At 73.6% G+C, this 12055-nt stretch carries 13 protein-coding genes; 5 read left to right on the top strand and 8 right to left on the bottom strand.

Annotation, left to right across the window (positions count from 1 at the left end):
- Positions 1–10: 10 nt before the first annotated feature.
- The 4 genes from ACI6PP_RS04690 to ACI6PP_RS04675 form a co-directional block, all read right to left on the bottom strand.
- Complete coding sequence (locus ACI6PP_RS04690) at positions 11–469, bottom strand: class I SAM-dependent methyltransferase (protein ID WP_421109540.1); 459 nt, start codon at positions 467–469, stop codon at positions 11–13.
- Positions 466–972 (bottom strand): O-acetyl-ADP-ribose deacetylase, encoded by a 507-nt coding sequence (locus tag ACI6PP_RS04685; RefSeq protein WP_421109539.1) that lies wholly within the window; start codon positions 970–972, stop codon positions 466–468. Before ACI6PP_RS04685 ends, ACI6PP_RS04690 begins: the two co-directional genes overlap by 4 nt.
- A 263-nt stretch (positions 973–1235) precedes the next feature.
- The gene (nucS, locus tag ACI6PP_RS04680; protein WP_421109537.1) at positions 1236–1913 is read right to left on the bottom strand and encodes an endonuclease NucS; all 678 of its coding nucleotides are present in this window, start codon (positions 1911–1913) and stop codon (positions 1236–1238) included.
- Between the two features lie 40 nt (positions 1914–1953).
- Positions 1954–2484 carry a hypothetical protein gene (locus ACI6PP_RS04675; RefSeq protein WP_421109536.1) on the bottom strand — a complete coding sequence of 177 codons (531 nt, stop codon included), beginning with the start codon at positions 2482–2484 and terminating at the stop codon, positions 1954–1956.
- Positions 2485–2628: 144 nt separating this feature from the next.
- On the opposite strand from ACI6PP_RS04675, the gene ACI6PP_RS04670 reads away from it, so the two are divergent.
- Genes ACI6PP_RS04670 through ACI6PP_RS04660 form a run of 3 tightly spaced genes read left to right on the top strand, consistent with a single transcriptional unit; the run spans position 2629 to position 5545 of the window.
- Positions 2629–4410 (top strand): 3-hydroxyacyl-CoA dehydrogenase family protein, encoded by a 1782-nt coding sequence (locus tag ACI6PP_RS04670; RefSeq protein WP_421109535.1) that lies wholly within the window; start codon positions 2629–2631, stop codon positions 4408–4410.
- Between the two features lie 21 nt (positions 4411–4431).
- Positions 4432–4740 (top strand): hypothetical protein, encoded by a 309-nt coding sequence (locus ACI6PP_RS04665; RefSeq protein ID WP_421109533.1) that lies wholly within the window; start codon positions 4432–4434, stop codon positions 4738–4740.
- Positions 4741–4759: 19 nt separating this feature from the next.
- Positions 4760–5545, top strand: a complete 786-nt coding sequence (locus ACI6PP_RS04660; protein WP_421109531.1) for an alpha/beta hydrolase — start codon at positions 4760–4762, stop codon at positions 5543–5545.
- 88 nt (positions 5546–5633) lie between these two features.
- On the opposite strand, the gene ACI6PP_RS04655 is transcribed toward ACI6PP_RS04660, so the two are convergent.
- From ACI6PP_RS04655 to ACI6PP_RS04640, 4 genes are all read right to left on the bottom strand, one after another.
- Positions 5634–6455 carry a pentapeptide repeat-containing protein gene (locus tag ACI6PP_RS04655; RefSeq protein WP_421109529.1) on the bottom strand — a complete coding sequence of 274 codons (822 nt, stop codon included), beginning with the start codon at positions 6453–6455 and terminating at the stop codon, positions 5634–5636.
- A 7-nt stretch (positions 6456–6462) separates the two neighbouring features.
- The gene (locus ACI6PP_RS04650; RefSeq protein WP_421109527.1) at positions 6463–7890 is read right to left on the bottom strand and encodes a hypothetical protein; all 1428 of its coding nucleotides are present in this window, start codon (positions 7888–7890) and stop codon (positions 6463–6465) included.
- 118 nt (positions 7891–8008) lie between these two features.
- Entirely contained in the window at positions 8009–9346 is a 1338-nt protein-coding gene (ccrA, locus tag ACI6PP_RS04645) for a crotonyl-CoA carboxylase/reductase (RefSeq protein WP_421109525.1), read from the bottom strand.
- Positions 9347–9479: 133 nt separating this feature from the next.
- Complete coding sequence (locus ACI6PP_RS04640) at positions 9480–10181, bottom strand: GntR family transcriptional regulator (protein WP_421109523.1); 702 nt, start codon at positions 10179–10181, stop codon at positions 9480–9482.
- 131 nt (positions 10182–10312) lie between these two features.
- Between ACI6PP_RS04640 and ACI6PP_RS04635 the strand changes: the two genes are divergently transcribed.
- Together ACI6PP_RS04635 and pxpA are read left to right on the top strand one after the other, a co-directional pair.
- Positions 10313–11557: an NRAMP family divalent metal transporter gene (locus tag ACI6PP_RS04635; protein ID WP_421109521.1), complete on the top strand. Its 1245-nt coding sequence runs from the start codon at positions 10313–10315 to the stop codon at positions 11555–11557.
- Positions 11554–12055 (top strand): 5-oxoprolinase subunit PxpA (gene pxpA, locus ACI6PP_RS04630; protein ID WP_421109520.1); only part of this gene is annotated, 502 nt, incomplete at its 3' end. The genes ACI6PP_RS04635 and pxpA, both read left to right, overlap by 4 nt.

Here is a 12055-nt window from a genome sequence, read left to right as displayed (position 1 = left end):
CTCCGCGGGATCAGCGGCCGGTCACGGCGAGCACGTGCCACAGCCGGTCGTCGCGGCGGACGACGACGCGCAGGCCGGCGTCGGCGAGCCACCGCTCCGCGTCGTCCGCCGTCGGGCGATCGCGGCCCGCGAGCGACACGAACCCCCCGGGGCGCACCCGCGACGCCAGGTCGGCGACCGCGTCGTGGGTCAGCGGGGTGTCGTGGGCGACGGCGACGTCGATCCAGGCGACGGACGGCGCGAGCTCGGTGACCACGGTGCAGCGGTGGCCGAGGCGGGCCTGGTCGACGCGGCCCCGGACGTCGTCGGGGGAGCGGGCGAGCACCGTCACCTGGTGACCGTCGCCGGCCAGCAGCAGGCCGTCGGACCCGTCGCCGACGTCGAGCACGGTGACGGGCCCGGTGCCGGCCCGCGGCGCCCACACGTCGCGGAGGTCGTCGGCGAGCGCCCGGCGCGCGGCGTCGCTCACGCCAGCCGGGCCGTCATCAGGTCGAGGATCGGGTCCGAGAACGCCACCAGGGTGACGTCGGCGGCCGATCCCGAGGCCTCGATCGCCGTCACGGCCTGCTCGACGGCGTCGTCGAGCGGCCAGCCGTAGACGCCCGCGGAGATCAACGGGAAGGCGACCGACGCGGCGCCGAGCCCGTCGGCGACCTCCAGGCTGCGCGTGTAGCAGGAGCGCAGGCGGCCCGAGAGGTCGCTCGAGCGGCTCCACACCGGTCCGACGGTGTGCACCACCCAGCGGGCGGGGAGGTCGCCGGCGGTGGTGGCCACGGCCTCGCCGGTGGGCAGGCCGTCGGGCCAGGTGGTGGCGCGCAGCTCGCGGCACTCGGCCAGGATCGCCGGTCCGCCCGCCCGGTGGATCGCGCCGTCGACGCCCCCGCCTCCCAGCAGGCCGCTGTTGGCCGCGTTCACGACGACGTCAACGTCGAGGGTCGTGATGTCGCCGCGCACGGCGTGGAGGGTGGGCACGGCCCCATCCTTCCGCCATCCGTCGTTTCCGCACCACCCGTCCGTCGTTTCCGCACCACCCGTCCGTCGGTTCAGACCGGTGGTGACGCTGCGCGGCAGCGGGCGGTGGTCCGAGGTGCTCGCGCGACGGCGCCGATCCGTCGGTTCGTCAGCACCCGTCCGCGCGGAGGTCGTGCACCTGCGGGCGGTGCCGCGGGGCGGACGGGCACCGCCGAACCCACGGATCGGCTCCGTGGCTGGGGCTGTTTGCCTGTCTGCTGGTCCTAGAACAGGCGGAGGGAGGGGTCGTCGACGCCGCGGAGGGCGTCGTAGTCGACGGTGACGCAGTCGATGCCGCGGTCCTTGGCGAGGGTGCGGGCCTGGGGCTTGATCTCCTGCGCGGCGAAGATGCCGCGGACCGGGGCGAGCAGGGGGTCGCGGTTCATCAGCTCGAGGTACCGGGTGAGCTGCTCGACGCCGTCGATGTCGCCGCGGCGCTTGATCTCGACGGCGACGGACGCGCCGCCCGCGTCCTTGCAGAGCAGGTCGACGGGGCCGATGGCGGTCATGAACTCACGCCGCACCAGGCTCATGCCGGCACCCAGGGCGACCGGGTGGTCGGCCAGCAGGGCCTGCAGGTGCTTCTCGACGCCGTCCTTCTGCAGCCCGGGATCGACGCCGAGGTCGTGCTGGGAGTCGTGCAGGATCTCCTCGATGGTGATCCGCAGCGTGTCGTCGGTCTTGTGCGCCGACACGGTCCACACGGTGCGGCCGTCGTCGCCGACGCCCTCACGCAGCGTGGCCGGCGGGCTCATCCAGTTCAGCGGCTTGTAGGCGCGGTCGTCGCTGTGGATCGACACCGATCCGTCGGACTTGACCAGCACCAGACGCGTCGCCAGGGGCAGGTGGGCGGTGAGCCGGCCGGCGTAGTCGACCTGGCAGCGGGCGATGACGAGACGCACGCCGCAACCCTCTCACGGGCGCGCCGGACGGCCGAGGGGCCTACTGCTTGACGAGCACCTGGTCGTCGAAGACCAGCTTGTCCGAGCCGCGCAGCACGCCGCTGTTGTCGTTGCCGTCGCCGCCCTTGAGGGTGAACTTCGTGCCCTTGAGGACGTAGTCGCCCGAGCGGGTGTTCTCGACGCCGTCGAAGTCCTCCTCGAAGGTGCCCTGCGCGGTGAGGCGCAGCACCCAGAAGTTGTCCTCGGTCTTCCACGTGCCGGCCATCTTGGCCAGGGCGGGGTCCTCGGTGCCGGTGCTGGCGCCGTCGTCGCCCGGTCCGGCGGTCTCGGTGGGCTGCGTCACGTCGGGCTCGTCGGGCACGGTCGTCGCGGCCGACGGCGTCGGGGTGGCCGTGGTGGGGGCGCTCGTGCTCGGCGTGGCGGTGGACCCGCCACCGGACGAGGCCGGTGTGTCGTCACCCCCGCGGTTCAGCAGGACGGCGCCCACGACGACGAGGACCACGACCACGACCACGGCGCCGACGGCGACGATGCGGCCGCGGCCCCGAGGCGCGGAGTGACGAGAGCTCATGGCCTCAGCATAGTGAGCGCGCGGTGACGTGACCGGACTCACGGCCGGTCGGCGGGTCGACGTGGCACACTGCCGACACCGGGTGGCTACCCGTCGGTAACCGGCGGGGGTCACCACCTGCAGCACCGACGAAGGGCACGGTCCATGGCGCGAGAGTTCACGACGGTCGGAGTGGTCGGGCTGGGCACCATGGGTGCCGGCATCGCCGAGGTCGTGGCGCGGCACGGCGTCGACGTGGTGGCCGTCGAGCGCGACGACGCGTCGCTCGAGCGCGGCCGCGAGTCCGTCGAGCACTCCGTGGCCCGCGCGGTGGCCGGCGGCAAGCTCGACGAGGTGGCCCAGAAGGAGCTGCTCGGCCGGATCACCTTCACCACCGACCTCGCCGCCGTCGCGCCCGCGGGGCTGGTCGTCGAGGCCGTCGGGGAGAGCCTCGACCTCAAGCGCGGCCTCTTCGCCGAGCTGGACGCACTGGTGGCCGCCGACGCCGTCCTCGCCACCAACACCTCCTCGCTCTCGGTCACCGAGATCTCGGCCGCCACCGCGCACCCGTCGCGCGTGGTGGGCCTGCACTTCTTCAACCCCGCCCCCGTGCAGCAGTTCGCCGAGGTGGTGCGCACCGTCGTCAGCGCGCCGGACGTCGTCGACGACGTCGTCGCGTTCGCCCGTGACCTGGGCAAGAACCCCGTGGTGGCCGGCGACAAGGCCGGCTTCATCGCCAACTCCCTGCTCTTCGGCTACCTCAACCACGCCGCGTCCATGTACGAGAGCCGCTACGCCTCCCGCGAGGACATCGACGCCGCCATGCGCTTCGGCTGCGGCTACCCGATGGGCCCGCTCGCGCTGCTCGACCTGATCGGCCTGGACACCGCGTTCGAGATCCTGGAGACGATGTACCGCCAGGGCCGCGACCGCCTGCACGCGCCGGCGCCGGTGCTCAAGCAGATGGTCACCGCGGGCCTGCTCGGTCGCAAGAGCGGCCGCGGCTTCTACACCTACGACGAGGCCGGCTCGCCCACCGTCGTCGGCGACGACGAGACGCCCTCGGCCGACGACGCGCCGCAGCTGCGCCGCGGCGTCCGCACCGTCGGCGTGGTCGGCACCGGCACGATGGCCTCGGGCATCGTCGAGGTGTTCGCCAAGGCCGGTCACGACGTCGTCTACGTGGGCCGCTCGCAGGACAAGCTCGACGCCGTGCGCGCCCGCATCACCGCGAGCCTGGACCGCGCCGTCTCCAAGGGACGCCTGGACGAGACCGGTCGCGACGCCGTCCTGGCCCGGCTGTCGGGGTCGACGAGCCGCGAGGACCTGGCCGACGTCGACCTCGTCGTCGAGGCGGTCGCCGAGGACCTGCAGGTCAAGCTCGACCTGTTCGGCGACCTGGACCGGATCTGCAAGCAGGGCGCGATCCTCGCGACCACCACGTCCTCGCTGCCGGTCATCGAGTGCGCCGCCGCCACCACCCGTCCGGGCGACGTGGTCGGCATGCACTTCTTCAACCCCGCCCCGGTGATGAAGCTGGTCGAGGTCGTCTCGACGGTCGCCACCACGCCCGACGTCACCGAGACCACGCAGGCGCTCTGCGCGGCCATCGGCAAGGTGGCGGTGTCGTGCGGCGACCGTGCCGGGTTCATCGTCAACGCCCTGCTGTTCCCGTACCTGAACGACGCGGTGCGCATGCTCGAGGCGCACTACGCGACGGCCGACGACATCGACGTCGCCATGAAGCAGGGGTGCCGCCTGCCGATGGGGCCGTTCGAGCTGCTCGACGTGGTGGGCAACGACGTGTCGCTGGCGATCCAGCGCACGCTGTTCTCGGAGTTCCGCGAGCCGGGCTGGGCGCCCGCGCCGCTGCTCGAGCACCTCGTCACCGCCGGGTACCTCGGACGCAAGACCGGCCGCGGCTTCCGCGACCACACGCCGGCCTGAGGCACGACCTACGCTGGACCCATGGCGAGCCGGGCGGGACGACGACAGGCGCGCCAGCAGCACCGCGCGGAGCGTGCGGCCGAGGCCGGCTCCGGCAGCTGGCTCGGCGGCCACCAGCAGGTGGAGCGGCGCTCGGGGGCCGAGTGGGTCGTGCGCAGCGTCACCGGCGCGGCGTCGTCCAAGCAGTACCGCTGCCCCGGGTGCAGCCAGGCCATCGGCCCGTCCACGCCGCACGTCGTGGTGTGGCCGGTCGAGAAGGCCCTGCTCAGCGACTCGGCCCTCGACGAGCGCCGGCACTGGCACCGCGCCTGCTGGCAACGCCTCGGGTGAGCGCCTCTACGCTGGCTCCGTGACGGACGCCCAGGTCATCCGCGGAAACTCGATCCTGCCCGCCCGGCGGGAGCCGTTGACGCTGCACACGGCCGACGGGCTCGACCTCGTCGGCGAGATCGCCGTGCCGCTGGACCGCGACCCGGTCGCCACGATGATCTGCCTGCACCCGCTGCCCACCCACGGCGGGATGATGGACAGCCACCTGTTCCGCAAGGCCTCCTACCGCCTGCCCGCGCTCGCCGGGCTCGCCGTCCTGCGCTTCAACACGCGGGGCACGTCCAGCGTCCAGGGCACGAGCCAGGGCACGTTCGACGAGGCCGGCGACGAGCGCTTCGACGTGGCCGCCGCCATCGAGCACGCCGACTTCGAGGACCTGCCCGACCCGTGGCTCGTCGGCTGGTCGTTCGGGACGGACCTCGCCCTGCGGTACGGTCTCGACCCCGTCGTCCACGGTGCGGTGCTGCTGTCGCCGCCGCTGCGCTACAGCACCGACGCCGACCTCGACGCCTGGGCCGGGTCGGGCAAGCCCCTCACCGCGCTGGTGCCCGAGCTCGACGACTACCTGCGTCCCGCCGAGGCCCGCGAGCGGTTCGCGCGGGTGCCGCAGGCCGAGGTGGTGGCCGTCGACGGCGCCAAGCACCTGTGGGTGGGCGACAGCGAGCGCGTGCTCGACGAGGTCGTCCAGCGACTGGTGCCGGGCGTCGCGACCCCGCTCCCCACCACCTGGGACGGCCCCATGGAGAAGGCGGACTCCTCGGCCTACGCCGATCGCACCGTCGCGGCCTTCGAGCCCCGCGACTGACCCGCCCCGAGTCGCCGAGATACGGCTTCTGCACCACCGGAGCGCCGTCGGTGGTGCGCAAGCCGTATCTCGACCACGGGGTGCGGGGTCAGGTGGGCCAGTGGGACGGGGTGCTCAGCCACCCCGGCAGCCGGGTGGAGGCGTCGCCGCGGGCGGCGATCAGCTGCGGCTGGGTGAGGAACAGGGCGTCGGTGAGGTCGGCGGCCCGCAGGTCGGTGTCGCGGAGGTCGGCGCCGACGAGGTCGGCCCGCCGCAGGTCGGCGCCGCGCAGGTCGGCGGCGATGAGCAGCGCGCCCCGCAGGTCGGCGTCACGCAGGTCGGCACCCCGCAGCCTCGCCCCCAGGAGGTCGGCCCGGCGGTGGTCGGCGCCGTCGTCACCGCGGACGGACCGGCTGGTGCGGGCGAGGAGCACGTCCACGTCGCGGTGCCAGGCGTCGAGGTCGGCGGCGAGCACGACGTCCGCGTCGGCGCGGGTGAGCGCCTCGATCGCGTCGTCGGCGTGGCGCAGGTCTGCGTGCAGGTCGGCCGGGAGGTCGCGGCCGCGTGCGTCGGCCAGCAGCCAGAGCAGCTCGTGCAGCTGCCGGACGACGCCGAACACCGCGAACATCCGGGACGCCGTGTCGGGGGAGGACCGCCAGTCCTGGCCCGCCAGCACCACCTGGGTCACCTTCTGGCCGGCACCCAGGCAGTCGTAGACGGTGCAGCCGCGGAACCCCGACTCGCGCAGCCGGTCGTGGATGCCGCAGCCGAGGTGCTCGTCGAGGTTGCGGCAGGGCTCACCGGACGCCTTGTCGATCGCGAAGTCCACCGACCGGGCGAACGGCAGGGCCACGCAGCACAGGCCGAGGCAGCTCGAGCAGTCGGCGTGGAGGGTGTCGCGGTCGGTGCCCGCGCCGGGGGCGCGGGTCACCGCCCGCCTACTTCGTGGTGGGGGAGTCGTCGCCGGCGAGGTCGGCGGCGGTGGCGTTGCCGCCCCCGAGCGGGGCGCGCTTGGCGGGCTTGCCGGCCGGACGCTTGGCGCCGCGACGGGCGCGGTCCTCGCCCACCGGCTGCAGCTCGGTGGTCTGGTCGGCGGCGGTGCTCCCGGTGCCGGGCAGCTCGATCTGCTCGGTGACCTCGATGTCCGAGGCGTCGGACGGCTCGCTCGTCGCGTCGTCACCGCCGGTGCCGGGCAGCGGCTGCTCAGCCGTGACGTCGACGTCCTCGCGGGCGACGGGGCCGCTCGGCGTGGGCTCGGACAGCGCGCTCGACGGGGTCTCGTCGGCCGGCGTCGTGGGCTGCAGGTCGGCCCCGGCGAAGGAGGCGACGATGTCGCGCAGCTGGGCCAGCTGGCCGACGATGCCGTCACGCCGCGCCTGGAGATGGTCGAGCTCGGCCTTGGCCTTGGCGACCTGGCGCTCGGCGTCGGCGCGGCGCTGCGCGACCGACTGCTCGGCCTGGCTGCGGGCGCTGGCGATGATCTGCTCGGCCTCGCGGCGGGCGCGCGACACGACGCGCTCGGACTCCGCGCGGCTCTGGTCGCGGTGCTTGGTGGCCTCGGCGATGGCCTCGGCGGCCCGGCTCTCGGCCGCGCCGGCGCGCGACTCGGCGTCGGCGACGATCTTGGCGGTCTGGTCGGCGGCGGCGGCGTGGGCGTCGGCCGCCTCACGGGTGAGCCGCTCCTTCTCCAGTGCCAGGACGCGGCGGGCCTCGGTGACCTCGCGGTCGGCGGCGGCACGGATCTTCTCGGCCTCGCGGACGGCCGAGGTGCGGGTGCTGGTGGCCTCGGACGCGGCGGCGAGCGTCACCTGCTCGGCCTCGCGGGCGGCGCGGGCACGCACGTCCTCGGCCTCGGCGACAGCCAGGGCGCGCTCGCGCTCGGCGTCGGCGAGGAGACGGTCGCGCTGGTCCTCGACCTCGCGCAGCTGCACCGACCGGACGTCGTCGGCCTCCTTGGCGGCGTTGGCGCGGAGCGTCGCGGCGTCGGTCTCGGCCAGACGGCGCTCCTCCTCGGCCTGGTCCTGGGCGCGGGAGACGACCTCGTCGGCCTGCTGCTCGGCCAGGCCCAGCAGCTCCGCGGCCCGCCCACCGAGGCCGGCGTAGCTGGGCTGGTCGCGCTCGGTGAGGTCCTGGCGGAGCTTGGCGACCTGGCGCTCGAGCTCCTGCACGCGGGTGTGGACGCGGTGCGCCTCGGCCCGGGCCTGCTGCACGTCGGACTCGGCGCTGCGCCTGAACGCGTCGACGGCGGCGGGGTCGTAGCCGCCGCGCCGGACCACGGGGAATCCAGGCGCCTGCGAGCTGCCGCCCTTGACCGGGATCTGCTCGGTCGAGTCGAAGATCGAGAGTCCCTGGTGGTGGTCAGACATGCATCAGCCTCGAGATCGCGGAGGGGTCGGTGGGTGTTCCCAGACTAGCGGGTCGGCGTGTGCGCCCGGCGACCCTCGACGGCCCGTCGCGGGGCTCTCCGGGCGCGCACGCCAGGCCTCAGACGCCGCGGAAGCGGTTGATCGCGTCCTCGTGCAGGGCGCGCTTCTCGGGGTCGCGCACGCCGAGGCCCTCCTCGGGCGACAGGCACAGCACGCCGACCTTGCCCTGGTGCAGGTTGTGGTGGACGTCGAGCGCCGCCTGACCGGTCTGGTCGAGGGGGTAGACCCGCGAGACCGTCGGGTGGATCTTGCCCATGTCGACCAGGCGGTTGGCCTCCCAGGCCTCGCGGTAGTTGGCGAAGTGCGAGCTGAGGATCTTCTTGAGGTTCATCCACAGGTAGCGGTTGTCGTACTCGTGCATGTAGCCGGACGTCGACGCGCAGGTGACGATCGTGCCGCCCTTGCGCGCGACGAAGACGCTGGCGCCGAACGTCTCGCGGCCGGGGTGCTCGAAGACGATGTCGGGGTCGTCGCCGCCGGTGAGCTCGCGGATCTTGGCCCCGAGACGCTTCCACTCCCGCGGGTCCTGGGTGTGCTCGTCCTTCCAGAACGAGTAGCCCTCGGCGGAGCGGTCGATGACCAGCTCGGCGCCCATCGAGCGGACGATCTCGGCCTTCTCGGGCGAGGAGACGACGCAGACCGGGGTCGCGCCGCCGTTGAGGGCGAACTGCGTGGCGTAGGACCCCAGGCCGCCGGAGGCGCCCCAGATCAGGACGGTGTCGCCCTGCTTCATGTCGGCGCCGTTGCGCGAGACCAGCTGGCGGTAGGCCGTCGAGTTGACCAGGCCGGGGCTGGCCGCCTCCTCCCACGTCAGGTGGTCGGGCTTGGGCATCAGCTGGTTGGCCTTGACGACCGCCAGCTCGGCCAGTCCGCCGAAGTTGGTCTCGAAGCCCCAGATGCGCTGCTCGGGGTCCATCATCGTGTCGTCGTGGCCGTCGGGGCTCTCGAGCTCCACCGAGAGGCAGTGCGCCACGACCTCCTGGCCGGGCTTCCACTTGTTGACGCCCGACCCGACGCGCAGCACGACGCCGGCCAGGTCGGAGCCCACCACGTGGTACGGCAGGTCGTGACGCTTGGTGATGTCGGACAGGCGGCCGTAGCGCTCGAGGAACGAGAACGTCGACACGGGCTCGAAGATCGAGGTCCAGACGGTGTTGTAGTTGATCGCGCTCGCCATCACGGCGACCAGGGCCTCGCCCGGCGCGAGCTCGGGCACCGGGACGTCGTCGAGGTGCAGGCTCTTGCGGGGGTCCTTGTCGCGGGTGGCCTGGCCCTCGAAGAGGTCGACCTCGTCCTTGTGCACGGTGATGCCGCGGTACGACTCCGGCACGGGCAGGTGCCCGAACTCCTCCGGTGCGGTGTCCCCGGCCAGGATGGCCTTCCTGATCTGGTCCATCTGCGTCCTCCGGTGCGTCTCGGCGTCGAACCCGCGGGCCGTCGGCGCGAGGCTCCGCGGCGGGCGTGGGAGGGAGGCTACTAGCCAGTAGCCTTCGTGGCCGTCAGGTGTGACCGAGCCCACGGGCAGGCCGTCACGGGCCCAGGGCCTCGACCAGCTCCTCCTCGGCGCCGGCCAGGTAGCCCTCGAGGAGGTCGGCCGCGGCGGCCCGGTCGCCGGCCAGCACGAGCTCGGCGATGTCGGAGTTCTGCTCCAGGTAGGGGCGGTGGAACTGGTCGGGCCGGGACATCTGGTGGAAGAACAGGCGCATCTCGGCCAGCAGCTGGTCCATCTGCGCGTCGAGCCGGGCGCTGCCCGCGAGCGCCACGACGGCGCGGTGGAAGTGCTGGTTCGCGCTGGCCACGCCGTCGACGTCGCCCGCGGCGTCGGCCGTCCGCCCCTCGTCGACGGCCAGGGCGAGTGCGGTCACGTCCGTGCCCGGTGCCGGGGGCTCGCGCAGGGCGGCCGGCTCGACGATGCGGCGGACGCGGTAGACGTCGCGCACGTCCTCGACCGACGGGGTGGCGACCACGACGCCGCGGTGGGGCTCGCGCACGAGGATGCGCTCGGCGACGAGCTGGCTGAGCGCCTCGCGGAGGGTGTTGCGCGAGACGCCGATGGCCGCGGCGAGCCGCTCCTCGGGCAGCCGGGTGCCCGAGCGGAGCCTTCCCTCGACGACCTGGTCACGCACGGCGCGGGCGGCCCGGTCGCCCGAGGTGCTCATCACCGCCCGGTGGCGCCGGCGGGCGTCCTCGAGCGTGGCGAGGGCGGCGTCCAGGCCGGTCCGAGAGGTCATGGCGAGGACTGTAGTGCGGCGGTGGGGTATTGCGGGATTGTTCAACAATCCTTACGTTGACGTCATGACGGTGACACACGTCACCGCTGGACTGGCCTCGTCCCGTCCGACCGACCACCCGCAGGAGACCCATGAGCACCCCGTCCGCACCCGGCAGGGACGACCCGGGCACGCCCGCGGTCTCCGACGCCGTCGCCGCCGCCAGCAAGCGGTCCGCGCTGATCGGCGCGATCTTCCTGATGGCCACCAGCGCCATCGGCCCCGGCTTCATCACCCAGACCGCCACCTTCACCCTCCAGCTCGGCGCGGCCTTCGCGTGCGCGATCGTGCTGTCGATCGTCGTGGACGTCGCGGTGCAGATGAACGTCTGGCGCGTGATCGGCGTCGCCGGTCGCCGCGCGCACGAGCTCGCGAACGACGCGCTGCCGGGCGCCGGATGGGTGCTGACCGCGCTCGTCCTCGTCGGCGGGTTCGTGTTCAACATCGGCAACGTCGCGGGCAGCGGCCTGGGCCTGGACGCCCTGCTCGGCCTCGAGCCGCGCATCGGCGGCGCGCTGTCGGCACTGGTGGCGATCGGGATCTTCCTGAGCAAGCGCGCCGGCATCGCGCTGGACCGCGTCGTCCTGGTGCTCGGCGTGGTGATGATCGTCGCGACGGCGATCGTCGCGGTCACGTCCGGCCCGCCCGTGGGCGAGGCGCTCGTCAACGTCGTCGCCCCGCGCGAGTTCGACGTCCTCGCCGTCACCACGATCATCGGTGGCACCGTCGGTGGCTACATCACCTACGCGGGCGCGCACCGCCTGCTCGACTCCGGCACGAGCGGCCCCGAGAACGTCCGCGACATCACCCGGGGCTCGCTGGTCGGCATCGTGGTCACGGGCATCATGCGCGTCCTGCTGTTCCTCGCGATCCTCGGCGTCATTGCCGGGGGTGCGGGCCTCGACGAGGGCAACGTCGCCGCCAGCGCCTTCCAGGCCGCGGCGGGCGAGGCGGGCCTGCGCGTCTTCGGCCTGATCCTGTGGGCCGCCGCGCTCACCTCGGTGATCGGCGCGTCGTACACGTCGGTGTCGTTCCTGACGACGTCGCGCACCGCGCCGCGCGTGCGCAACCTGCTCACGGTCGGGTTCATCGTCGCGACCACGGTGGTGTTCGTCGTGATCGAGCAGGCGCCCCAGACGCTGCTCGTGTTCGCGGGCGCCTTCAACGGCATCATCCTGCCGCTCGGGTTCGGCATCCTGCTGTACATCGCGTGGCGCCGGCGCGACCTGCTGCACGGCTACCGGTACCCGGTCTGGCTGCTCACCGCGGGCGTCCTCGCCTGGCTCCTCACGCTGTACCTCGCGTACAGCTCGATCGAGCCGCTGGCGGCGCTGTGAGCCGCCGGGTGGACCTGAACAGCGACGTCGGCGAGTCGTTCGGCCGCTGGGAGCTGGGCGACGACGACGCGATGCTGCGGATCGTCTCCAGCGCCAACGTGGCGTGCGGCTTCCACGCCGGCGACCCGCTGACGCTGCGTCGCACCTGCGCGACCGCGGCCCGGAACGACGTCGTCGTCGGCGCCCAGGTGGGCTACCGCGACCTCGCGGGCTTCGGGCGTCGCTTCGTCGACGTCGCCCCCGACGACCTCACCGCCGACGTGCTCTACCAGCTGGGCGCGCTCGAGGCGATGGCGAGGGTGGCGGGCACGTCGGTGCGCTACGTCAAGCCGCACGGCGCGCTCTACAACACCGCCGTGCACCACGAGGGCCAGGCGCAGGCCGTCGTCGACGCCGTCGTCGCCTACGACCGGGCGCTGCCGCTGCTCGGCCTGCCGGGGTCGGCGCTGCTGGCCGCGGGCGAGCGCGCGGGTCTGCGCACCGTCCGGGAGGCGTTCG

Source organism: Solicola agrisoli (assembly GCF_049059935.1).
GTDB lineage: Bacteria > Actinomycetota > Actinomycetes > Propionibacteriales > Nocardioidaceae > JAURVT01.
Note: the sequence above shows the minus strand (reverse complement) of the source record. Positions and strands in the feature narration are given on the sequence as shown.

What these genes read in the sequence shown, in the direction of transcription:
- ACI6PP_RS04650 (WP_421109527.1), bottom strand. Translation starts at nt 7,890, where the DNA reads ATGTCTGACCACCACCAGGGACTCTCGATCTTCGACTCGACCGAGCAG.
- ACI6PP_RS04640 (WP_421109523.1), bottom strand. Translation starts at nt 10,181, where the DNA reads ATGACCTCTCGGACCGGCCTGGACGCCGCCCTCGCCACGCTCGAGGAC.
- ccrA (WP_421109525.1), bottom strand. Translation starts at nt 9,346, where the DNA reads ATGGACCAGATCAGGAAGGCCATCCTGGCCGGGGACACCGCACCGGAG.
- ACI6PP_RS04670 (WP_421109535.1), top strand. Translation starts at nt 2,629, where the DNA reads ATGGCGCGAGAGTTCACGACGGTCGGAGTGGTCGGGCTGGGCACCATG.
- ACI6PP_RS04665 (WP_421109533.1), top strand. Translation starts at nt 4,432, where the DNA reads ATGGCGAGCCGGGCGGGACGACGACAGGCGCGCCAGCAGCACCGCGCG.
- ACI6PP_RS04675 (WP_421109536.1), bottom strand. Translation starts at nt 2,484, where the DNA reads ATGAGCTCTCGTCACTCCGCGCCTCGGGGCCGCGGCCGCATCGTCGCC.
- ACI6PP_RS04635 (WP_421109521.1), top strand. Translation starts at nt 10,313, where the DNA reads ATGAGCACCCCGTCCGCACCCGGCAGGGACGACCCGGGCACGCCCGCG.